At 45.0% G+C, this 25,121-nt stretch carries 17 protein-coding genes; all 17 read right to left on the reverse strand.

Annotated features, from left to right (window positions below):
- The coding region (locus REC12_RS09340; protein WP_308893849.1) for a hypothetical protein at positions 1-4,567 on the reverse strand (4,567 nt) is incomplete at its 3' end.
- 2 nt (positions 4,568-4,569) lie between these two features.
- A complete protein-coding gene (locus tag REC12_RS09345) occupies positions 4,570-5,475 on the reverse strand; it encodes a hypothetical protein (protein ID WP_308893850.1) in 906 nt (301 codons plus the stop codon).
- A gap of 71 nt (positions 5,476-5,546) precedes the next feature.
- Positions 5,547-9,476 (reverse strand): S8 family serine peptidase, encoded by a 3,930-nt coding sequence (locus tag REC12_RS09350; protein WP_308893852.1) that lies wholly within the window; start codon positions 9,474-9,476, stop codon positions 5,547-5,549.
- Positions 9,477-9,710: 234 nt separating this feature from the next.
- Positions 9,711-10,589, reverse strand: a complete 879-nt coding sequence (locus REC12_RS09355; protein ID WP_308893853.1) for a hypothetical protein — start codon at positions 10,587-10,589, stop codon at positions 9,711-9,713.
- A 974-nt stretch (positions 10,590-11,563) separates the two neighbouring features.
- Positions 11,564-12,772, reverse strand: coding sequence for an ABC transporter permease (locus tag REC12_RS09360; RefSeq protein WP_308893855.1), 1,209 nt, complete (start codon positions 12,770-12,772; stop codon positions 11,564-11,566).
- Entirely contained in the window at positions 12,769-13,935 is a 1,167-nt protein-coding gene (locus REC12_RS09365; RefSeq protein WP_308893857.1) for an ABC transporter permease, read from the reverse strand. Before REC12_RS09365 ends, REC12_RS09360 begins: the two co-directional genes overlap by 4 nt.
- A complete protein-coding gene (locus tag REC12_RS09370; protein WP_308893858.1) occupies positions 13,928-14,635 on the reverse strand; it encodes an ATP-binding cassette domain-containing protein in 708 nt (235 codons plus the stop codon). Before REC12_RS09370 ends, REC12_RS09365 begins: the two co-directional genes overlap by 8 nt.
- A 2-nt stretch (positions 14,636-14,637) precedes the next feature.
- A complete protein-coding gene (locus REC12_RS09375; RefSeq protein WP_308893859.1) occupies positions 14,638-15,705 on the reverse strand; it encodes an HlyD family secretion protein in 1,068 nt (355 codons plus the stop codon).
- Positions 15,706-15,721: 16 nt separating this feature from the next.
- Positions 15,722-16,300, reverse strand: coding sequence for a TetR/AcrR family transcriptional regulator (locus REC12_RS09380; protein WP_308894024.1), 579 nt, complete (start codon positions 16,298-16,300; stop codon positions 15,722-15,724).
- Positions 16,301-16,641: 341 nt separating this feature from the next.
- A complete protein-coding gene (locus REC12_RS09385; protein ID WP_308893860.1) occupies positions 16,642-17,907 on the reverse strand; it encodes an Rne/Rng family ribonuclease in 1,266 nt (421 codons plus the stop codon).
- 72 nt (positions 17,908-17,979) lie between these two features.
- Positions 17,980-18,687: a TIGR03936 family radical SAM-associated protein gene (locus REC12_RS09390; RefSeq protein WP_308893862.1), complete on the reverse strand. Its 708-nt coding sequence runs from the start codon at positions 18,685-18,687 to the stop codon at positions 17,980-17,982.
- The gene (locus REC12_RS09395; RefSeq protein WP_308893864.1) at positions 18,684-20,540 is read right to left on the reverse strand and encodes a TIGR03960 family B12-binding radical SAM protein; all 1,857 of its coding nucleotides are present in this window, start codon (positions 20,538-20,540) and stop codon (positions 18,684-18,686) included. The genes REC12_RS09390 and REC12_RS09395 overlap by 4 nt, the downstream gene beginning before the upstream one ends.
- Before the next feature lie 144 nt (positions 20,541-20,684).
- Positions 20,685-21,572, reverse strand: coding sequence for a M50 family metallopeptidase (locus REC12_RS09400; protein ID WP_308893865.1), 888 nt, complete (start codon positions 21,570-21,572; stop codon positions 20,685-20,687).
- Between the two features lie 60 nt (positions 21,573-21,632).
- Positions 21,633-22,415, reverse strand: coding sequence for a murein hydrolase activator EnvC family protein (locus REC12_RS09405; RefSeq protein WP_308893866.1), 783 nt, complete (start codon positions 22,413-22,415; stop codon positions 21,633-21,635).
- Between the two features lie 185 nt (positions 22,416-22,600).
- The gene (rodA, locus tag REC12_RS09410) at positions 22,601-23,761 is read right to left on the reverse strand and encodes a rod shape-determining protein RodA (protein WP_308893867.1); all 1,161 of its coding nucleotides are present in this window, start codon (positions 23,759-23,761) and stop codon (positions 22,601-22,603) included.
- A gap of 244 nt (positions 23,762-24,005) precedes the next feature.
- Positions 24,006-24,284 (reverse strand): cell division topological specificity factor MinE, encoded by a 279-nt coding sequence (gene minE / locus REC12_RS09415; protein ID WP_308893870.1) that lies wholly within the window; start codon positions 24,282-24,284, stop codon positions 24,006-24,008.
- A 28-nt stretch (positions 24,285-24,312) separates the two neighbouring features.
- Positions 24,313-25,107, reverse strand: a complete 795-nt coding sequence (gene minD, locus REC12_RS09420) for a septum site-determining protein MinD (RefSeq protein WP_308893871.1) — start codon at positions 25,105-25,107, stop codon at positions 24,313-24,315.
- Positions 25,108-25,121: the final 14 nt, after the last annotated feature.

The following is a 25,121-nucleotide window of genomic DNA, read 5'->3' on the forward strand; positions in this document are numbered from 1 at the left end:
CAGACGTGCCAAACATCTCTTGCTTGCCTGCCAAAGCAGGTTGGGTCGTCTCTGTCGTACTGCAGATCTGATTGCCATTATCATCATAACCATAGCCGGTCTTCTGAGTGACATCTCCTGATACTTTACTTTCTGTGCTCAATCGATTGTTACGATCATAATCGTAGTTAACAGTATATGGATTTGCTCCTGTTACAATCATAGCCTTTCGATTATTCGCATCATCATAATTGTAAACAGTCGAGGTCGCATTTCCACTTACCGTTTCTATTTCAGAGGTTAGCCGACCTAATCCGTCATAAACATAATCATTGGTTTTCCCAGTATTGTCCGTCTTATTGGCCTGATTGCCATCCAGGTAATAGGCATATGTGTACTGTGCCAAGGCTGCTGCACCTTTATTATTCGAAAGCTGGGTCAAATCGTTGGCAAGATTGTACTGATAAGTCGACGTATCTCCGTTGGAGTATGCCAGAGAAGATCTATTGCCGTTGTCATCATAGCTATAGGTTGCAGTAGGAGTTGTACTGTTGTTTTCATAGACATGCCATAGCCTATTCAGAAGGTCATAGTTATAGGTCGTATTGGATTTAACCTGACCATTCTGTTTCAGAATAAACGCTAACCTATTGTTAGCGGTATCATAGGTATAATCCTTTTCAATTGAGCTTCCGTCGGTTTCTTTTATCAGTCTGCCTTGGTCGTCATAAGTATAAGCTGCATTTATCCCCCCACCACTCATAGCCGTTCGGTTCCCGGTGATACTAAAGGTATAAGAATAAGAAGCGTTCATCTGCGGGTTAGCTGCATTGGAGGCATTTCTGGCCAGCAACCGGCCCAGTCCGTCATAGGTCATGGTTGTTATGCTGCCATTACGGTCTGTTTTCTGCACAAGATTACCGTTAAGATCATCGACATACTGTTCCTGCTTGCCTAGGGGGTCTGTCATAGTTTGAAGCCTGTTAAAACAATCGTAATCATATTTCGTAACGGAATAATTTGGATCTCCGGAAGCCGTCACATTGTCCAATCCCTTGATTTGCAGCGGTTGGCTGAGACCTGTGTACATTCTCACTTTATTTCCATCCGCATCATAATAATACTGCGTATAGTTGACAGGACTGCCGTTTGTGTAAGTTACGACTTTCGTGAGTTGGTTACGGCTGTTATATTCATATCCCGTTTGGTCAAAGGCCGCTGTCTGCCCAGGTTTATTGCTGCTGACTTTTTCAAGGATTATATTGCCGTTTCGGTCATAATAGTGCTTTTTGATGGTGTCAGAGATGGTGCCATTCGTAGTCTGGAAGGGGATATCTTCTTCTATGACCCTCCCCAGATTGTCATAACTATAGGTCGTCGAATACGGGGTTGACGCCTTATTCCCCTTGATATCTGTCACCTTAATAATTCGACCAAGAGGATCATACTCGGTCGTAGTATAATCACCGTTAACGTTGTAGACCTTGACGGGTTTCCCGTCAGAGTTGTAGTCATAGCTTGTTGTGTAGGGCTGGCTCCAACCTTCAGCGTAGGCCCGGGCACTCTTTTCCTGTGTTTTGTTGCCAAGATAGTCGTATTGAAAAGTGGACAGCAGCTCAGCCCCGTTATGGACCGTGCCCTGTTTTTCAATTTTATCTAGCTTATTAGCATAGGTGACTGTCGTGATGGACGGCGAGTTGGTGTCTCCGGCAACAGTCTTCGTCGTCTTGTTGTAGGCTCCATTGCTATTAGCATCATCGTAGGAAAAGTCCTCTTCATTCAAGATCCTACCATCATTGCCCTTTGCCAGGTTCTGCTTTTTTCTGCCATCACTGTAGTACAAGTAGGAAATATTCCTGCTATAGTGACTGGTATTGTTGTTATCCTCCGTTATGAGCCGGAAAAGACTGTCATACGTATAATGGGTAAGATATTGACCACTGGCCATGTCCATTGTATAGATCAGATTGCCAAAATTATCAAACCCGGACTTGATCTGTGTTCCTCTTTCGTCTGTTTCAAGAACGCTGTTTTCAGTGGTATTGGTTTTGTAACCATAGGTTTTTGATGTGGCGTCAGGGTTTACCTCAGAGGTTACTCTGTTGAGCTTATCGTATGTTTTACTCCATAGGTTTCCCTGACCATCCTGCTTTTGGACCATATCGCCAAACCAGTCGTACTTGTATGTTTCGTCAACGGTTCCGGAATTATTTCCGTTCTTTGCTGCGACGCTGTTGCCGTCCGCATCCTTAACTCCATCCACCCATTTTCTTGTCAGATATAAGCCGCTGAATTTGCCATTTCTGGCACTGTCATTGTCCGTATAATCATAGTGAGTGGAGATATAATTACTCCAGTTACCGAGGTAATCCCGCTCTTCCGTGACATTACCGTACATATCGTAACCATATCCTGTCTGTTTCTGGAGCACGCCGTTCTTGTAGACCTGAGCTTGTGTGACAGTTTTGCCGTCTGGGGACAGGGTATACTGTTCCTTGATTGTAGTGTTGGCGTCTTGCTTATAAGTCTTACTCGTCATAATACTATTCGGCCCATAGGTGTAGACCGTTTCATGTTCAGTACCGGCCGTATTGCCATTTGCCTGGGGATCCCAATAATTCAGGACATTATTAAGACTATCGTATTTGTAATTTTCTATTTTGTCTATATAGGCTCCGGTAGTTTTGTTAAATGTTCTATTTATGCTTTGTGTTAATAGTTTCGTAGGGCCATCATAACTATTGATGGTTTCTTTTTTATGATTTGCGCCTATAGATAATATATCCGTACATAACAGATCATTATGAGAATAATTGATATAAGTATTGGTATAGGTTTCTATATTGCCGATTTGGTCTGTGACGTCGGTTTTTACACTATAACCACCGGGTACACCTTGTGAGTTATAGGTGGGATACCCATCATACTCAAGGGTCGTCCCATCACCGTTGAAGTAATTGTGATACACATAAGTTTTGTCTTTATATTTAGTCCCATCGTTCGAATAATCAGCTCGTTCTGTCACTTTATAAAACTGCAGACAGCCTGATACTCCTAAGCTCATATACGAATATTTGCCATCATTGTAGCTGTATTCTGTCTTTCCGCCCGTTGGGTAAATGACATTTCTCAGGATTTCATAGTGGTCTGGATAGACTCCTCCACTACCATCATAAAAGGGGTCCTTTTTCCAAAAACTGAAATATCCGGATTTCTCATCATAGTTATATTGAGTTATCCTTCCGCCGGCATCCGTGACACTCGATAAAACAGACTTACTGGAATCAAAAGGGCATGGTGCCTTATTATAATGAATTACTCTGTTGTTCGACGGATTAGTCTCATCATTCACCTCTATAGTAACGTTGTTTGATCCATACGTTATGTTAATTGTCCTGCCAACGCTGTCGATAATCTGTGAAATATAGCTATTATTGTAAACCCTAGGATCATGATGGGCTATTTGTATGTTATTTCCAAACTTATCCGAGATTTTAGAGATTACGCCGTCGTGAGCAAAGGTTATTGTCTTTCCATCTTTCTCTTTAAGTTCAAAGTACATAACAAACGTATCCGGGTGAATAGGGTCAACGGATTTGTCAATGACATAATTTAATTGCAAATCCCCAAATCCATCTACGTCATTTAGAGGAATGCTATAGGGCTTAATAGCCTCATTTTGATGGTTTGCTACCCAAGTATCGTAATAATTAATGTCCCATGTAAAATGAATGACTCCTCGCTTACCCAAGCCAAGGTAAAAGTCCGTATTTCCCCGTTGCTCGATATAGGGAAGATCAAACGACCAGCCTGTACCTAAATTAAAATATTTATCGTTGATAGAATTATAATTGTAACCGTTCCGATAATAATTAATAACGTTGTCTTCTACCACACTGCCATTTGCATCTGAGTAAAGGTAGATACGCATTTGAACCATAAAATCCTGTTTGTCGCTGTATTTGGTCAGCGTTAAAATGGTATCGTTTCCTGAGGTTGTAGTAACGGAAGTATCGTATACACCTTCATTAAAATTGTCGGCGATAGTTTGTGCCTTCTGTGAGGTAGGCCAATAGAAACTATAGGTAAAGTCCGGATAATTTGTCGGCATGACTACGTACGGATCGTCTGTAGGAATATTCCCGGATGGAGCACAAAAGTACACTTGTCTATTTGTCGTACCTGTTAGTATGCCATTTGTATATGTTTCTCTAGTTTCGGTACCGGTAACATAATATCCCTGTATAACAGGTTGATAATTAATATCTGATGCACATCCTGGTTCATACAACAAGGCATCGGAAGTCCTATAAATTCTGGTCAGATTAAAGTCCAGGCCATTTTTCCCTTTTAAACTTAAATCGGTCTGGGTTATTTCGAGGCTACCGTTGGCCGGATTGATGCTTTCTGTCTGCCCTGATGCCCCTCCCGTGCTAAACGGCTGAACAACAGGCTTCTTATATACGGACATGGGATAAGTGTAATTATTATAGTTCTCCGAAGTAGCATCCGCTAACGCTTGAGCCGATCCGAAGGCCATGAAAAACAAGAAAGAAAGTAAAAGTATATAAATTGATTTGTGTTTCATGATTACTTCCCTCCCGCTTCATTGCGGACGTCTTTCCAGTTATTCTTAGTTTTCTTTAGTTGCAGCACCTTACTGAGCCCAATATTGTTTTTTATCGCTACATCCTTGGCAAGAGCTATTTCAACAATGTCGTTAATTCCATAGGTACCGCATGTTTTTATGTCGTCATCGGTGATGTTGTATTGCTTTCTTAGAAGTCTTTCGGTGTTTGCCCTCGCCTTGTCTTTGGAAACATCTTGCTTTTGGACTTCATCGTGTCTTGTTTGCCAATACTGTTTTTTTAAATCCTCAACGCTTGTCCCTTGTTTTAGCGCGCTGAGTATTTCTTTATAATTTTTATGATAATTGAAGGTCAAAACGGCTACTTGCTCGATATCAGCATCACTTAATCCCTGCTGTTTCATGTCACTAATCTGATCACCGGTTATCCCCAAGGCTTGAGTGGGAGCTTCAATTGTTATATTCAGTTCCTTGATAACATCACTCCAAGGTTTGCTGATGTCTTTAATACTGCCTCCATCTGTGGAGTATGTTCTTTTACCTTTCAAGGCAAGCAATTCCTGTGGAGTCTTTCCGCATAATACGGCTAGGTCCTCCGCTTCCTGGATATCTGAAAAGTCATATCCCTGATTATACAAGGCAAGTTCTTGCTCTCGTGGGAGCTTATTTTCGCTCTCCATGGAGGCCTTCCACTCATCATACGTGACATTGTTTTCTGATAAACTGCTTTGCGCATCATCGCCTTTAGATATTGTTCCTGCGCTATTTAACGTGGCTCCTGTATTCTTAGCGGCTTCGTTCGTGTCAGCATTGGTTAGGGCGTAGACTGACGAGGAAGCAATAATTAAGCTCAATATAATTAGGACGATTATCTTAATCCCTTTGAGATGAATTTTATTGATGATCATAAATACCCTCCCAAATAATCCGAAATTTCCTGTTCCATACTCTAATCCATTCTTTTTTCATTTGAATGAGATTAATACGCAGTATAAGAAATTCTTGGGTTGCTAACATTGGCTTTGAATTTAATCACATTTAAGATCCCAGACCATGACTTCCCGGATGGTATGGGAAGATTTACTGTAAAGCTAATCGTTCCCGGAGACACCCGGTTTACTGTAATTGTTGTATTGGAAATTGGTCCGGAGGTCAGTTCCATAGGATTGGTAAATCCGCAAAGGTCGAGCAATTGAGCATCCCCGGCATTGTAAGTTATCGTGATAGTACGAGTCGGAGTTGTTAGATAAGAACCGTTAATGACTAAATTAAAAGTATCACCAACATTAATATTATTAGGAACAAAGGTTCCTGAGTTTCCTTGTGAAGGGGCAAGCGTTGCGACCGCTAACAGCGCACTCCATTCACTGACGACGCTGCCATTTTTTGCTCTATAGCGATAGGTATGGGTTATATTAGGTGATAAACCACTATGCACATAGGAGGTATTCGTTCCATTATTTATAACGGTTCCATCGACCTCAATATCATACCCGGTGGCATTTCTAACCGCTCCCCAGTTCAAGGTAATTGACGTTGAAGTGACCGACGTCGCCGACAAATCCTGGAGAACAAGTGGCAGCTCCGATTCTTCGACTGAATTCAAATAGCTTCCGTTATACCCTCCAAGGGCATAAAGTCTGCCTGCCGCGGCGGCTGAACCCACCCCATACCTTGGTAAGGTAAGATCAGCCATTCTCCCCCACACATTGGTACTGGGATCATACTCATAGACAACCTTTTGGCTCGCTGTGTTATATCCACCCATTGTGTAAATCTTGCCATTCGAAGTTGCTACGCCAAAAACTTGCATACTTATGGGCATACTTGCTTTCGTTGTCCAAGTATTGCTAAGCGGATCGTACTCTTCTAAAGTATTCAAGGAGTTCCAGTTCGCTGAACCGCCAATAGCGTAGATTTTATTGTTCACGGCAATAACTCCTAGAGCCGATCGTGCTGTAGGCATACCAGCCTTGGTACTCCAAGTGTTTGTTGCAGGATCATATTCCTCCACGGTATTTAAGGGACCGGTATTGTTTAAGCCACCAATAGCATAAATTTTGCCGTCTACTGCGGCAGCACCAAGAAATGATCTGGGCGTTGGCATATTCGCTGTGGTTGTCCAGACATTAGTTGCAGGATCATATTCTTCAGCAGTGTCCAGACACCCCCCATTATAGCCGCCGATTGCGTATATCTTCCCATCAGCTGAGGCAACACCCGGAACATATCTCGCGATGTTCATGTCCTTTAATAGGGTACTAGTACCGGTTGCCGGGTCAAAGGCTTCAACACTATTCAGACAATTCCCGTTATTGCTGCCGCCGATACAATAGATCTTGTCATTCACGGTCGCTGTTCCAAAGTCCATTCTTGCCGTTTGTAAGTTGCCGCGAGTAACCCATCCGTCAACCGCGTAAAGATTATAGTCCCCATTACTGGGTATAATGGTTCCGATAGGCTTGGTTTGATCTGCAGGTATTGGAATAATGGTATCATTCGTGCTTATTGGATCATTCAAGGCTGCGGTACAATTTATAATCCCGCCACTAACCGTTTTCCCTGTTAAAGAAGACAATCTGTCACAGGAATCGATGATCCTGGCCTTGACATCGTTGCAATTCTCTTGAGGATATTTGCTTAGAATTAAAGCTGCTTCACCGGTAACAAAAGCTGCCGCCTGAGAAGTACCGCCGCTAAAACTATAGGTATTTCCCGGTGTAGTGCTGACAATCTCCTCCCCGGGTGCTGCTACATCCACTGAGTTTAGCCCATAGTTGGAAAACCAGGATAAATTTCCGTTTCTATTGAGAGAAGCAACCGCAATGATGTTATCTGAAGTGTAAGAGGCGGGATACACTGGGTTCGCATCAATATCCTGATTGCTATTGCCTGCGGCACAAATGAAGAGCAAGCCTGACTCATCCATCGCTTCTTTTAAGGCTATATTTTCACTAGTTGTTCCCCAACTGCAGTTGACAATTCGGGCGCCATTTTCTTTAGCGTATTCAATCGCACTTATAATATCGCTGGTATAGGCCTTACCGTTTTTAAATACCTGCAGAGGCATAATTTTAGCCATTGGAGCTACCCCAGCTATACCTTTCCCGTTACCCATCGCCGCAGCAATTATTCCTGCGATATGGGTTCCATGCCATTCATCGGATGAATTCGTTAAGTTGTGCACTGCATTGGTATCATCGGCGAAGTTCCAGCCATGAATGTCATCAGAATAGCCATTCATATCATCATCTATGCCATTATTGTCAGTTTCCTTGGTATTGGTCCAGATATTGTCCTCAAGGTCTTCTTGGGTGATATCTATACCTGTATCAAGTACGGCGACAATAACACCCTCTCCCTCAGATTTTGGCCAGGCGTTCACCGCATCGCTTCCAATCGTTATAGCGCTATTAGTTGTCACATTGACAGACCTGTCTGATGATATGGTTGTGCCAGTTGTCTCTTTCACTTGATCCTCTATAGAACTTGCCGCGCCGGTTGTAACCTTTTCTTGATTTTTTATTGAAACCGCTGGCGTATCCGTTGTAATGCCTGCTTGGTTTCCTGACGATAGTGCCGCATTTGTTGCAGAATCAGCTTGATTTGCCACTGTCATCGCTGCATTCGTTGCGGACGTTGCCTTAATTTCTTCTAGGCCCCATTGCTCCACATAATGGGGATCATTCACTTCGATTCCGGTAATGTTTTTGACGATAAACGGTGTAACTTCTAGCACGCCGTTCCCATCTATATCCATTAATGGCGTTTGACTAGGTGTATAGCTCACCTCGACCGAGTCGCTTGCTGTAACTGGTTCCATTAACGTTATGGTCACTTTGTTCGCATCAAGGGTAAGTGTGTTAATGGCCTGAGAAGTCGTAGTTGAATTCAGATTAATGCTGAAATCTTCTTTTGCCGGGAGAGAATTTACGTTAAGCTGCTTGCTGAACGTTAGTTCAAGCGTATCTGCCTTGATTGTTGCTGTTTGAAGAACGGGGGCAAGATTATTTATTGGCTCGCTTAGGTTCGCAATAACCTTGTTGCTAAAACCTTCAGCAAGATTCCCTGAAAGGTCTTGGATTGGACTACTACCAGGAGCATAACTAGCAATTACCGGTTCATTCGCAGTGAGGGGAGCTGTGAGTGTAAGGATCAAGTTGTTGTCCATAAGTTCAATGTCATTTATAACGATATCTTTTCCATCTTTCGTTGATATTTTAAAATCATTCTTTGCCGGAATTTGCTCGGGTTTCAGTGTTTCATTATAGGTCAAGGAGATTTTTAAACCGTCAAAAGTAGCGGCCGATAATTGTAGATGTTGGTCATTTGTCTGCGTTTGATTTGGATCAGTCACGGCAGCATTATCCGTTTGTTCTGTTTGTTCTGTGCTCGGAGTTTGCTGTTGATTTTCCGTTAATTGAGGAGGATCAGCAGAAGCTAGCGTCATCATATAGTCTGGCTGGATATATTCAATGTTGGAATCGGCTTGTTGTTGTTGCAAAAATGCGGTGAACTCAGCACGTTTCATTTTCTTCGAAGTGATGTAAACATCAAAGCTCCTGTTTCTGGTTAGTTTTCTTGCTTTTAGATTTCCTCTTAATTTAGAAAATGTACTTTCTTTTTGATTCTCATCTTTGTATTTGACAATAAACCGATCGATTGGCAAGTTATCCCCTTCGCTAATTCCCGCAGTTTCTTGATCTGAAGGCGATGGTTTTAGCAATTGCTCTGGTTCTTGATCCTCGATGGTAATCTGTTCTTGAGGAAAAATAGTCTGTTCATTGTCACTACTAGGAAGATTGGTTTGTTTAGACTCGTTGTTTAACTGTGGTACATTTTCGAGGTCTCCATTAGATTGATCTTGTTGAACTGAATTTATGGCTGTACTTTCCGTTGGTCCCGCCATTGCCTTCGAAATGAACGATGAATAGCAGAGTATCGACGAAAAAATCAAACTGAAAATCACTGAACCACAAGTAATTTTTTTTAATACCTTCTTAAGAGTCAATGAGTTATCCCCCTCAAGTAAGAAGTTTATGTTATTAGGATTAAGAAAAAACTTTCAATATTTCCCCAGTTATTTAAGGATGGTCGCAAAGACCTTGACTTGTATCGAACTTCTTACAAATATCAATTTCTCCTAATTCCCGAAAGCTTCGTAAGTAAACCCTGTATTTGAATACCAAGCATACATACTGAATCCACTTGAGTTTACTGAAACAGTATTACTATATCTCCCGCCATTACTCGTAAACTCAGAAGGACTGACAAAACTGTCCCATTGACAAATTATATAATTGCAATTTATTTGAATACACGTAGGAGTAAACCCTAAACCGCTTATCACTGCATAACCACTCGAATTTGTTGTACCGCTTCCAGTCGCATGCCCAGCTTTTCCTGCTCCATTAATAGCAGTTCCCGAAACTCCCAAAATGCTTTTGCCACTCAGAATATTTGCCGGAATTAAATTTGGATCGGTATACTCTGTCCATGTATTTATTCCATCATAGTAACCGGCCTGCGGTTTGAAATAGATACTACTACTGCCGCCAGTCGACCATCCTAAAGCGTAACTCTTGCCAGCTCCTAAGCCATTAGGATTAGACGTTGCCATATTAGTGATCCCTCCAGCGACACCTAAGATATTCTTACCACTTAGAATATTACTTGACACTAAATCAGGTTGTGGTGATTTAACCCAAGAAGTGCCATCATAATAACCAGCGGGGGGTTGCAAATACGCATTATTATTGGAATCGCCTGCAGATTTTACACCTGCCATTGCACCCGTGGCTAAAAAGTGTAATCCCCCTGATCTATCGGCCATTACCCCAGTTATTTGTCCTGCGTCCACAGTGGCCGTTTTACCATTTAATATATTAGCGGCAGTTGCATTACCAAATGTTGAAGATGCCAATACTTTAGTAACACTTTCTGATGGAAATAATGTTAAAAAAATAATTAATGCCAGAGTAACTAACACCGATAAACTCATCCAGGTTTTCTTAAATTTCATATCCTACCCAATCCCTTCATTATTTTACTTAAAACTCATCACAAAACGCCTTCCGCCTTATTAACTTTTGAAAAACGCACATCCCTTCTGTTTAAACTTAAACTTAAAAAATAAGCGCCTCATTTTATCCCTCCTAATCCTAAATAAAATAAATAATAAATCTTATTTATGAGTAAATTAATTACACATAAAGATTTAATCCGCCAAAATTTTTGCTTTTTATTATAATAATTTTCTTTTTATCCCAAAAAAAGCATACGAATAGAAGAAGCCGACTATAAAGCGAGCCGACTTTAATTTAAAGACTTATATCATTTTATTACTTATTAATTAATTAGTATTTATCATTATTTTTAATTCCAGCATTCAATTAACTTTTATTCTTTAGTTTACAGCAACAATATTTGCTATGCCTATCGAACAACCTTTACAATAAGCATTATTTGAACCTGAAGCTGTATTACCCTAGACAAAGTTATGCCTGTCTTTACTGACCCGGTATTGCAATTACCAAATAAATTATTTCATTATAGTTACAAATTACTAATAATTATTTAGATAACATAAATTTCCCTTAATCTTCTATGATAATACATTTTATAATCTTTAATTAAAGAATAACATCAAACCATTGCATTTTATGTCGAAACTTGTCGTTAAATTGTTTTTAATTTTTTACAAATATTCAAATTTATTACATTAATATTTGTAAAATTAAAAGAAACAATAATAATTATACGCATATAAATTATTTAATTTAAAGTTTTCAAAATACTGAGATTCGACAGTTGTAAACACGAGAAGTGCCTCAATCCCTTGTGATCAAGGGATTGAGGCACTTGATAACTCACCAGTGTGTCTACGTTTTTTGACCTCTTCCGGAGAGTACTATTCGTTATTTTAGCGGGCTCTGAAATTATATGATTATATTCGGCTTCGCAAAAGAGAGAAGGTCCAATGATCCTTCCAACAAATTATGAATGCAAAAACTGTTTATCGGGATAATCAATACTTCCATTAACCGCCACTCCTCTTGGAGCCGGTGGTTTTCTGCGCTTCGAGAAAGTCAGGGCAAAGAACAAGCTTACGGCAGCCATAACTAGCAAAACCATGATTTTATCGGCGATATAGTCAAACCCCAGGTTTTTGACCGTAACCACCCGGAACCCCTCGGCCATCCAGGTATAGGGCATCAGCTGAACCAGACGGTTAATGACGGCGGGAATATGAGTACTGGGCCAGGAATAACCGGAAGCGACAAAAATGGGAACCGAGATCAGCATCAGATAACGGGTCACCAGCAAGGAATTGGGAGTATAGACGGAAATAATAAATCCTGCCGAAACAACGATGAGATCAAAGAGCAGCCCCAGCAGAAGAATCAGAGCTACCGGGCCCTCGATCTTTACCTGGACGAAGCGCGCGGCGATCCACATTAGCAAGCCGTAATTAAAAAAGTTGGCGATAAAATAAGGCAGAGCTTTGCCGCTGAAGATCTTCCATGATGGAACCGCGGCGCTCAGAAACTGAAGCCAGGAATTCTGCTCCTTTTCACGGGTAACCGTCAAACCAATGCCTAAAATTCCAATCTGCTGAAAAATCATCAAAGCCAGGCCCATAAAGATAAAGGTGGCATAGCTGAACGTCGGGTTATACCAAACCTCCATACTGAAAGAAACCGTATCCATCACGTTGATTATTTCCTGTTGCGTCATTCCCAGCCCACTGAGGTAGGCGGCAGTGTGATCCGCACTAAAGGTATTGAGAACTTGTTGAAAATACTTGCGTGTATTGAAACCATAAATCAGATTCGAGCCATCATAAATCGTCAAAATTTGAGTGAGCTGGTGTTGGGACAACTTTTGAGCATAGTCTTTGGGAATCACAACTCCGGCCCGCACCTTGCCGTCTTTCATTCCCGCCTCTAAATCGGCATAAGTCGCCACTTCCGGGATCACCCGGAAATTCGGGGTATTCTCAAAGGCTGAAATCACCGCCCGGCTTTCCTGAGAATGATCCAAGTCCACAATCCCCAGGGGCACATGCTGCAGAATAGCGGAGACATAGACCGACCCGAACAAGGAGGCGTAGAGAAGCGGCACAAAAAAGATCATCAAAAACAGAACCCGCTCTTTTAATATATGTACAATCTCATAATGAGCGATATTCAGGATCTGCCTCACATCAATCCCCCCTTAGGAGAAACATCACTTAAGATCAGACGGAGAGCTGCCACACTGTAGAAGAGAACGGCCATCAGCCCCAAGGCCAGATAATAGTGACTCATAAACCCCCAACCCGGATTTTTAAAGGTCAGGTAATTAACACCCTGGAAGAACCAAGTTTGAGGCAGAACCCAAGCCGCGGACTGAAGCCAGTGCGGCATAGCTTCCAAGGGCCAGGTATAGCCGGAGATCACAAAGGCAGGCAGAGCGATAATCATCCCATAGCGCGAGGCATTGACGGCATTTCGGCCCAGGCTGGACATCATTGTGCCTAAACTGTGCAGGGTAATGGTAAATAAGAAGGTAAACAGCAGCAAGCCCGGCCAACCGCAGGCCAAAGGGAGCTTAAAGACTACAAAAGCCAGGAAGTACAAAGGCAATACTGCCAGCATAAACACGCCGATATGCACAAGAGACTTACAGAAAAAAAGTTTGAAGGAGGATATTCCGGAAACCTTAATCTGGAGCCAGCTCCTCAGCCCATTTTCCCCGATGACCGTCATGCAGGACGCCAGCGTTAAGCACTGCTGCCAGACATTCAAGGCCAAACCTAGCACCATAAAATAAGCGTAATTCAACGTGGGATTAAACCAGGCCTCTTCCGGAAAGGCAATAGACTGATAGGCCTCTTGAGCCTGATTGGCCTGAATTCCCTGAGCGATCAACGTTTGAATCCCTACTTGCGCCCCCAGGGTTCGAGTAATCGTCAATACGGCACTAGAGGCATTCGTGGCATAAGCCATATTCATACCGTCAATCATCACCGCTACCTTCGTTTGACGCTGCAAAGCCACGTCCTGACCGTAATTGTCCGGAATTACAACCCCAACAATGACCTCGCCCCTCTTGATGGACTCCTCCAGCTCGGCAAAGCTGTCAAAATAAGCAACCACCTGTAAATTCTGCGTATTCTTCAGCTCCGTGACAACCTGCCGGCTGGCGCTGCTCTTATCCAGGTCCACAACCCCGGTGGAAATATCGCCGAGGCGCTGGTAACTGTAGACCCCGGCAAAAAGCAGCATTCCCAGCAGCGGCCCGATAAGCAGGATATGGCGCAGGCTCTTATCCCGCCACATATAAAACAGTTCACGTTCCATAATTGCTCGGCATTGTTTAAGCATGACAACATCCACTCTGTTCTGCGTAAAATTTTTCCTGCCTCTCCCACTCTGTCCGGGCGGCTGCCAATTCATAAAGACTCAGTTCCCCGTTCTCCAGCCAGGCTACTTTGTCTATATGCTCACAAACTCCAAAATCACTGAAGGTGCTGACACAAGTTCCTCCTCCAGCCAGGAATTGCTTCAATTCCTTTAGGATAAGGCTGCGGGAATAGAGATCAATGTCCTTAATAATCTCATCGACAATTAATACTTTCGGGCGGTTAAGCTGGGCACAGGCCAGAGAAAGCCTCTGCAGAGCTCCGATTTCCAAGGCTGCCGCCGGCCTGGACAGGAACTCCTGAAGTTCATAGCGTTCAATCATCTCCCGGATATTAGCCCGGGGAGCTTTCTTTAAGGCTCCAATAAAATCGAGATTTTCAATCGCCGTCATATCCCGGAACATGCTGCACTCTTGAGTCACAAGCCCCAAGCTCTGCTTAAACTTCTCGGTTTTTCGGATGTTCCAGCCCAGAATTTCCACCTGTCCCGACGTAAAACGGTCAACCCCCGCTAAACTATGCGCCAGGGATGTCTTGCCCGCCCCACGGGTGCCAAAGATCCCCAAACATTCTCCGGGCATGACCTCAAAGGATATTCCTTGCAAAAGTGTCTTGCGCCCTATTTTCTGCACCAGATTATTAACCCTAATGACAGGCTCCATCCCTATTTAGCCTCCTCTATGATTTTAGCCTGAGCGGTCATTCCCGTCTTCAGGGCTAAATCCTGATTCGGCAGATCAATCTTAACCTGGAAACTCTCAAGATCATGCTCGTACTGTTCATTGATCGCCTTTTTTGCGGCAAATTCCCCGGCACCGTTAATCAAAACCACCTTGCCCTTAAAGACTCTCCCTGGGAAAGCATCCACAGTTACTTCCGCATCTTGATTCAGATGGACGCGCCCAATTTTAGCCTCGCTTATGTAAACATTCACATAAGGGTGTGCTAAATCCGTAATTTCAAAGACAGGAGTACCGGCATTTAACATTTCACCGGCTTGAAGATACTTTTGAGTTATAAAACCGGACATGGGAGAAAGCAAATGGGTATCGTTGAGATAAGCGGTGGCTTTTTGCACGGCACCGCCGGCCTGAGTGACAGACCCTTGAGCAGCCTGATATTGTGCCTGAGCAAGAGTTACGTTGGTCCGGGCGGATAAAGCCTGTTCCAGGGCGGCTTGAGCTTGCTGCAGCTTGCTTTGGGCCAAGTCATAGGCGTTCGTGGCATCATCCAAGGTTTTCTGCGGTACGGCCTGGCCGTTAAATAAAGCCGTAGCCCGGTCAAGAGAGGTCTTAGCGTCCTTAACCCCAATCTCAGCCTGAGTCACTTGAGCCTGAGCCTGGGTTATCGTGCTCTCCACTTGCTGGCTTGTCAAAGGCACCGCATCCGCCGCCCGCTGTGCCTCTTCCACAGCCGCACTGTAAGCTCCCTGGGCGGTGACAACATCGGAACCGATTTCCTGACCGTCTAAAGAAGCTATTTCCTGCCCGGCATCTACTTTACCCCCTTCGTCAACAAGAGTTTTCTCCAGCTTGCCGGGGACTTTAAAGGATGCCATGACTTTCGTTGCTTCAATTGTACCTGTCGCCGTCAGACTCTGCTGCTCATCAGCCAAAGCCACCTGATGTCGGTAAAAATAACGATTGAAAATAAACAGGCTCCCTCCGATGATTGCCATGAACAAGATAAACACGCCAATTTTTTTGAAATTGATTTTCGCTAAGGCATCCACGACTTTCTTCCTCCTCTTAAGACATAAAAATCCCATCAAAAATTAACCCCAAGATGTGCTGCAAGCGAGCTTCGAGCATCTTCTCCGACAGCATATCCTCCTGCCAAAGCGGCTGAACAATCTCACGCCGGTTGAAATAGACGAGGCATAGGGCCTGAACACTAAGAATCACTTGCCGGATATCAATATCCGGCCGAATAAACTTCCGCTTGATCCCATCCTTGATAATGCCGTCAAACTCCAGCTCCACCAATTCAAAGAATTGAGGAATCACCTTTTTGGCAAATCGGCCGCCATTAAGCGCTTCCCAACTGATCAGACGCACAAAGGCCTCATTGTTAGCCAAAAAATAGAAGTAAGCCCGAATCGCCCGGGTTACATTCTCTTTTGGATCATCCGCCAGAACGAAGGCATTTTTGCTCATCGTGTAGATTTTATCGTAGTTGAAACGCAAGACTTCGGTATAGAGATCTTCCTTGCTGCCATAATAATGGTAAAGCATCCGTTTATTGATTCCCGCATCCTCAGCAATCTCATCAATCCGCGATCCATCAAGCCCCTTCTCGGCAAAGATCTTGGTCGCTGAATTTAAGATCCGTCCGCGGCTTTCTTCCGAGCGTTGTTCCCGACCATCCCCCTTTTTTGCTGTTGGTTTTCAAAGTTTTGCATATGCTGCCTCCCGGTTAAGTAAAAGTATGTAACTAGTTAGTTACTTTTCTTTATAAGCTATTGTAAAGTTTATATGATTATGCTGTCAAGGAAATTTTTCATCAATTAGTTACTCCGCTTTCTTCACTGATCCTCACCTCACTCACGGACCCTTAAACCCCAACACGCACAATTCCGGAAATGAAACCTTTGCCAAACCTGAGAAAATAAAAAGAGGCTGAAGCCTCATTTTTATTCGGGAAACCTATTAATGCGCAGGCAGCCTGACTATTGGTGTATCCTCCCGCTGCCATCACAGGCCGGACAGGGTGACGTATATCTCACCGCTAATGTCTGCCCCACTTTCTTGCGGGTCATTTCCACCAGCCCTAACTGAGTAAGTCCCAAAACCTGTGACTTTGTCTTGTCCCGGGAACAGGCTGTAGCCAAAGCCTCAAGTACTTGCTGCTGGTCTTCCTTGGAAGTCATGTCGATGAAATCAATGACTATAATCCCGCCTAAATTTCTCAGCCGCAGTTGGCGGGCTATTTCCCGCGCCGCTTCGAGATTCGTATGGACTACGGTCTCTTCCAAAGAGCGTTGTCCGATATATTTTCCTGTATTCACATCAATCACAATTAAAGCTTCCGTCTGCTGGATGACCAGATATCCGCCGCTTTTTAACCAAACCCTGGAGCGCAAGGCTTTGCGGATGCCGTCATCGACTCCGTATTTTATAAACAGGTCTCCCTCCGAAACAACAAAAATTCGCTTCGCAGCCGGATGTTCGATTTCTTTTAAAGCCAGACGCAAAGTTTGAGCGACATCCTCCTGATCAACAGTGATCCTTTCCACGTCCTGATCAATCCAATCACGAACCAGGCGGGAAACGAGATCCGCATCTTTATGGACAAGACCAGGCACGGAAACGTGGGGAATTTTGGGCTGCAAGCTCCGCCATTTCTCCGCCAGCTGGGCAATATCCTCCGCAATCTCTTCTCCGTCAACTCCCTCGGCTAAGGTACGAACAATCACACCCATGCCTACAGGTTTGGCTTTTTCCGCCAAACTCTTTAATCGCTCCCGCTCATTCTCATTTTGAATTTTGCGCGAGATACCAATATAACCGACTTGAGGAAGAAGAACAACATATCGTCCCGGCAAGGTAAGGTTGAGGCTGATCCGCGCTCCTTTCGCACCTACCGGTTCTTTGTTAATCTGAACTAAAAGTTCCTGGCGCGGTTTCAGGATCTGTTCAATCCGTTCGCGCGGAACCGGGGAGTTCCTCTCATCCTCATCATAACGGGAGGGAACAGCATCTCCGACATAGAGAAAGGCATTCCTGTCTAACCCGATATCCACAAAGGCAGCCTGCATTCCCGGCAGAATGTTCTCCACACGCCCGCGATAGATATTTCCCAGTAGATGGGAAGAGCCGTCTTCTTCCTCAAAGACTTCCATCAGTTCTCCATATTCAAATACGGCAGCCCGGATTTTCTGGGAGCGACTTTGCAGGACGAGTTCCTTTTTACAGGCCGAACTTTCAAGCCTCATTCGGGTTAACCCTCCTCCCTAATAAGATCTAAGCGTCACAGCACTCGCTTCACGCTATCATCGGTTTGACTCTTATTCAGCCATTTCAAAAGGCGAGCTCTTTTTCCCCTGGTAACTGACATGCACACCCGTCCGCTTAATATGCAAGGCATCAAGATCCAAAGGCAGATTCTCCAGTTCTCTCAAACTGGCCAACACTTCCTCCGGACGGACGCTTCCGGCATTGCCCATCTCAACGTCCAATTCAAAGATGATTTCGTCCCCTTGGACTTTCCCCTCCAAGCTCTTAACCCAAGGCCGGATATCTTTATCCGTCGGTCCCTTTTTCGAATAGCGGGAATAAGTGACGCGCTCCCTGGCCAACCAAGCCGCTATGACTTCCTGCAGGCGGTCCTCCTGAATGGGCAGAGCCATAGCGACGCGCATGCGGTAACTTGCCGCATTCAGCACGGCCATTAAAGGCTTGGCGCCTAGAGTCAAAACACGTCCTTGGAGCAAACGGATTCCGGGAGGCAGCTGTTCTTGGATTCGTCCTAAAACCTCTCCTAATTCCGGCTCTTGTTCGAGATCAACGTCCACATATTCCCGTTCTCCTTCCGTCCCTACCGCTAAGGCAAAACCGAAAGAGATTTTAGGGCGGGGATTAAAACCTTCCGTATAGGACATTTTAATTCCTGCCCGCCGGATCGCCCGTTCAAAGACCCGGGTTAAATCAAGATGGGCTATAAACTTAGCATCTTCCACTTTGGTATAGGCGATTCTTAGCCGCACGGCACTCACCCTTTCAACTCAATCTGAACTCCCCTGCCCGGGCATATCCCGCACCCGGTGCAGACATCATATCGACAATCGATGGTCCTGGCTTCCTGCAATGCCCGATGATGTTCTTCCACCAAGAAACGTTTGGTCACGCCACTCTCTAAATGCTCCCAGGGTAAGATGTCGTCGTAATCCATAGCCCGGTTGGCATAAAAGTGAGGATCAATGCCTAACTCCTTAAAGCCCTGCATCCAGGTTTCTTGATCAAAATGTTCAGACCAGCCATCAAAGCGACAGCCATGTTTGACCGCCCATTCCAGCAGCGGCGCCAAACGTCGGTCTCCTTTGGCAAATACAGCTTCCAAATAGCTTGTCTTCATATCATGGTAATTATATTTTATCCTGCGGTCCCTTAATTTATCTTTAAGATATTTCTGTTTTTGTTCGACCGACAGGTGAGATTCCTGAGGCTCCCACTGAAACGGGGTATGAGCCTTGGGAACAAAAATACTCGTAGAAACCGTGACATTGACATTCCGGCGGCCCAACTGAGTTCCCAAATTGGCCACTTTTTTCGCCAAATCGGCAATTCCGTCAATATCTTCCTGAGTTTCCGTAGGCAGGCCGACCATAAAATAAAGCTTAATATTCGACCAGCCTTTTTTAAAAGCGGCGCCCACCGCGGCTAAAAGGTTTTCTTCAGTGACCCCTTTATTGATCACATTTCTCAAACGCTGAGACCCTGCTTCCGGCGCAAAGGTCAAACCGGATTTGCGGGCTTTTTGAATGGACTCGGCAAGATCCACATCAAAGGAATCGACACGCAAGGAAGGGAGGGAAACCCCCACTCCGTCAGCGCTATGCTTCTCCATGATGCTTCGAATGATTGGCTGGATGCAGGTGTAGTCTCCGCTGGAAAGGGAGGTAAGGGCAATTTCATCGTACCCGGTCGAACGCACAAGTTCTTCGGTCTGTTTGAGAAGGGTTTCCGGAGATCTCTCCCGTACGGGACGGTAAATCATTCCGGCTTGACAAAAGCGGCACCCCCGTGAGCAGCCGCGCATCACTTCCAGCATCATGCGGTCATGGACGATTTCCATATAGGGAACAATAGGGTTTGTCGGAAAAAAGGCCTGATCGAAGTCTTGCACCAGGGCTTTCTCCACCGCGGACGGAACCTCAGGCTCCGCTTTAATGTCTTCGATCCGGCCGTCCGCTTTATAAGTAACATGATAGAAATCCGGAACATAAACCCCCTGAACTTGAGCGACTCGGATTAAAAACTCCCGGCGGGAAAGGGGGTGCTTTTTTTGCTCGGCAATGAGGCGGAGCACTTGCGGAAACTGCTCTTCACTTTCCCCCAGCAGGAAGAAATCAACAAATCCGACGAGAGGCTCAGGGTTGAAGGCACAAGGACCGCCGGCAATAATCCAGGGGTCCTCCGCTCCGCGCTCCTCTGTGTGCAGGGGAATTCCCGCTAAATCGAGCATATTGAGAATGTTGGTGAAACTCATTTCATACTGCAGTGTGAAGCCAATGACATCAAAAGCCTTCAGAGGCTGAAAAGATTCGAGCGTATATAAAGGCAGGTTCCTTTGCCGCAGCTTTTCTTCCATATCCACCCAGGGGGCGAAAACTCTTTCGCACAGAAATTCCGGAAAGGTATTTACTAAATGGTAAAGAATCTTAGTTCCCAAATGCGACATACCCACCTCATACACATCAGGGAAAGCGAAGGCCATATGCACATCTGTTTTATCCCAGTCTTTTTTTATGGCATTCCATTCAGAACCCAGGTAACGGCTCGGCTTTAAAACTTTAGGTAAAAACATTTCGACCTGCCGGCGCAGTTCCGCCGCGGTAAGTTCACTCATGATTTCTGTGAGGCCTCCTTGTACTCCTTGTGAACTTACATTATATCACAGATAACATAAATACCCAATGCTTTGCCTTGGCACTTCCGGTCATGCTCATAGTCCTCCGCCTATGGCGGGAAGCTGTCTTAATGCTTAGCCGCGTCATTCCTTAGTCAACAGTTTACCGACAGGGAAGCGAATTCCTTCTCTCAGCATTCCTTCCAGGACATCTGTTTCCGTCAGGATCTTTTCCAGACCCTTGTCCTCTTTGGGGAGAGTGACCAAAGTATAACGATCCGGGGTGAATTCTTCAACGATGCGGACTAAAGGCGTATTGCGCTGTACCGTAAGCCATTTGCTGCGCATTAATCCTTTTTTAATCAGTTCCTCTTTTTTACGGGTCAACTGGCGGAGAAAGGTGATATGCGCCACTGAAATCTCCTTATTTCCTGACAGCCAAAAAAATCCTCCAAGCACGATAAAGGTAAGGGAGCCTTCCGCAAATTGTCCTTTACTCCAAAGAAGGACCCCGTAAAGCGCCGAGATGACTCCCAGGCCTTTTCCAGCCCAGGCCAAAAACTTCGTAGTGCGCACAAAACCAAAACCTTCCACACAAAGAGCCCGCAAAGCCCGACCGCCATCCAAAGGCAAAACAGGGAGAAGGTTAAAAGCTGCCAGCCAAAGATTATAGCGGACAAAGTTGTCGGCAAGCTCACTTGTCCAGATTCCCTGCCATCTTAAAATTTGGGCCGCGAACAAAAGAGCAATATTAAAGGCCGGGCCTGCCAAAGCCATCATACTTTCCTCAATTTTTCTGCCTTCGAATAAATCATCGCAATAAGCCGCGCCACCAAAAGGAAAAAGCTCCAAGCCAACCACTTTAAAACCGTAGACCCGGGCCGTAAGCAAATGAGCCAACTCATGCCCTAATACTAAGGAAAAGATGAGAAGAGCCTGGGCTGCGAAACCCAGGACCCCATAAAAAGCCAGAACGACCAACAACGTCGGATGAATGCGCAGGCTCACACCGAACAATTTGCATAGCTCCATTTCAGCCTGGTTTTAAAACCAGTATTTCACCTCTTTCCGCAGTTCCTCAGGCAGCCGCCGTCAATTTTTAGACTGAGGAGGAATCAAATAGGGAATCGGATCAACGGGTTGGTTATTTTTTCTCAATTCAAAATGCAGCCAGGGCTTTTTCAGGGGCGCAGAAAGCCCCACTGTCCCGATAATAGCTCCTTGATTGATGCGCTGTCCTTTTTGGACGGAAACATTGCCCAGGTTGCCGAGCACTGTGGTCCAGCCATCACCCAGATCGGCTTTGACAACGTTTCCTAATTGGGGATCTTCCCCCACAAAAGTGATCACACCGTTCGCCGGAGCCAGCACCGGAGTTCCCAAAGAGCTGCCTACGTCAATTCCTTGATGAACCGAGCCTGCCGCGTTGCTTCCCCCTTCGCCGACTATTCCGAATTTGGCCATGACCTGACCGGAAATGGGAGGCAAAAACGTTCCGAGCATCTTGGCGTCAACGGGAACACTTTTATTGCTTACCCCGCCAAGAGACAGGGCATCCTTGGCCATGCCGTTTAACGTGTCATAATAATTTCCCGAATCCATAGCACTGCGGTAAAGACCGTGAACCGCCTGAGAAAATCCGTCAGTACCATTGGCACTAAAGAAAACCAAAAGAAATAAGGTTGCCGCCAGGAGAGTCTGCTTTTGAGTCCCGTTCCAGTACTTGAAGAAGTTTCCCCAATTTCCTTTGGCCGCGTGGCGATGGCGTTCCGGATTGCGGCTAAGGTCTGCCGGTCTTCCCCGGCCCTGCTCTTTTCCCACCTCTTGGATGGCTCGTTCCCATTCCCAATCATCCCAACGTTCAAAAGGATTCATCTTTCAATGCCTCACTTTTTACCCTATTTCGAGCTCGTACGTTTCTCTAATAGTTTATGAACAGGGAAAAAAAATAGAACTCCAAATCGAAGTTCCGAAGCTCCGGTGTTCGGAGCCATAGGGCGGCAAACTATCTAGTTTTCCCAATTGTCCTTATTTATTTAGGCAAAGTCTATAGAAGACATTTAAAACATTAGCCTTTGCCGCCTTAAATTTACGCTCAACAACAAGCCTATCGCCGCCATATTCGCCCACATGGCGCTGCCGCCGAAACTAATCAGAGGCAGGGGAATACCTGTCACGGGCATAATCCCTGAGGTCATGCCGACATTGACCAGTACATGAAAAGTAAACATGGATATAATCCCCGTTCCAATCAACATCCCATAAGGGTCCCGCGCTTTCAGGGCGATGCTGACACTGCGCAGAATAAAAATCAGAAAAATAAAGAGCAGAGTCACCGTCCCGATAAAGCCAAACTCTTCCCCTACCACGGAAAAAATAAAGTCGGTGTGATGTTCAGGCAGGAAATTCAGCTGACCCTGGGTACCCATCCGATAGCCTTTGCCCCAAAACCCTCCCGAGCCAATAGCCCAAATGGATTGAATAATATGATAGCCATCACCTGAAGTATCGGCGGCCGGATTGACAAAAATGGCAAGACGTTTTAACTGATAATCCTGCATCGGCAGAGGAAGCCCCTGAGCCCAATGCAGCCAAGAGGGCAAGTTGGTGGCAAAATGGAGCCAGAGAGCAACTCCAATCACAGCGATCCCGGCAAACAGCAATCCTCCGAATTTCCAGGGATTCGCCCCGGCCACAAACATCATGCCGATAAAAATAGCCGCAAAAACCAAGGTGGTTCCTAAGTCCGGCTGCTTATAAATAAGCAGCATAGGGATCAGGACAAAGAGAAAGGGCAAAATAAAGTCCTTGAAATTATCCAGTTTGCCTTGGCGGTCCGCCAGAAAATCGGCAAGGGTAATAATTATGAAAATCTTGGCGAATTCGGAAGGCTGGATACTAAAACTGGAGGTAATGGGAATCCAACGGGTTGCTCCTTTGGCACTGGAACCGAAAAGAACTACCGCCAGGAGCAACACGAGGTTTAAGCCGTAAATCCACCAGCGAAAATGACGCCATTTCTGATAATCGAAAGTTGCCAAGACGGCAGCGATAACAATCCCGCTTAGAATCCAAATCGCTTGAACTTTCACATAGTGCATCGGATCTGCTTTGTCAACATTGATGGAAGCCGTACTTAAAATAAGCAAGCTGGCTGCCAACAAAAGAAAGGTAAAAATGACAAATAAAAGATCTAAGTTTTTTAATGAACGTTTATCCACAAAAGCTGTCCCCTTCAGTTAATGTCGTAACGGGATCACAGGTACTTTAAATATTATAACACATCTCGACATTCCTCCCAAAGATTACAGCAAGGATCAGACAGGAAAGCCTCAGCAAATCTCTTCCAATTCGCTGAGGCCCTCCTTAATTGCCAATTATTGTTGTTAGCTGATTTCCTTCTGAACTTCTATAAATTACTGGTTGGTTTCAACAGCCTCTTTAACAATCGTGCAAACTACCTAATTAAAGCTTCGCTGCATAGTCCCGTTTCATCTTGACGACGGGGATGTTAGCAACCAGGGCCACTTCGCGTTCATCCTGACAAAGGTTGAACTCAAGGGCTGCCTCGTCAATTTCCATGTAGTTCGAGATGACCTTAACTAAGTCTTCTCTTAACCTGTTCAACATTGCCGGCGAGATACTGGCACGGTCATGAACTAAAACAAGCCGCAGACGTTCTTTTGCTACCGACTTGCTTGAGGCATTTTCCTTGCCAAGCATTCGGCTGATAAATTCTAACAAGGACGATTCCTCCTCTCAGTACCAGACGTTAACGCAAACCGACGAGTTTTTTCAACTTATCCATAATTCCCACCGGCACGTCGAGATTCATCAAAGGAACGTCTTCGCCCTGAATCCGCTTCGTAATCCGCCGATAGGCCTCTCCTGCCTTGGAGCTGCTGTCCAGAACAGAAGGTTCGCCTTTGTTCGTGGAAATAACAATACTTTCGTCTTCCGGGACAACCCCTATCAGATCAATCGCCAGGATATCCAGAATATCCGAGATATCCATCATGTCCCCACGTTTCACCATTTGGGGGCGAATGCGGTTAATAATCAATTTGGGATTTCTAAGTTCCGCCGCCTCTAAAAGACCGATAATTCGATCGGCATCGCGGACCGCGCTGACCTCCGGCGTACATACGACCACCGCCCGGTCCGCTCCCGCGATAGCATTGCGAAAACCTTGTTCTATCCCGGCAGGACAATCAATCACGGCAAAATCAAACTCTGCCTTTAATTCCTCACACAAGGTCTTCATTTGTTCCGGGCTGACCGCGGTTTTATCTTTCGTTTGGGCTGCCGGAAGCAAAAAAAGATTGGTAAATCGTTTATCTTTAATCAAAGCTTGCTTAAGACGGCAATTTCCACTGGTAACATCCACAAGGTCATAGACAATTCGGTTTTCCAGCCCCATTACTACATCAAGGTTGCGCAAACCAATGTCCGTATCAACGAGTACAACTTTATGCCCGGCAGATGCCAGCCCTGTGCCAATATTTGCGGATGTTGTTGTCTTGCCTACGCCCCCTTTGCCGGAAGTTACGACGATTACCTCACCCATATTTAGACCTGCCT

The organism is Candidatus Desulfosporosinus nitrosoreducens, assembly GCF_030954495.1.
Taxonomy (GTDB): Bacteria; Bacillota; Desulfitobacteriia; order Desulfitobacteriales; family Desulfitobacteriaceae; genus Desulfosporosinus; species Desulfosporosinus nitrosoreducens.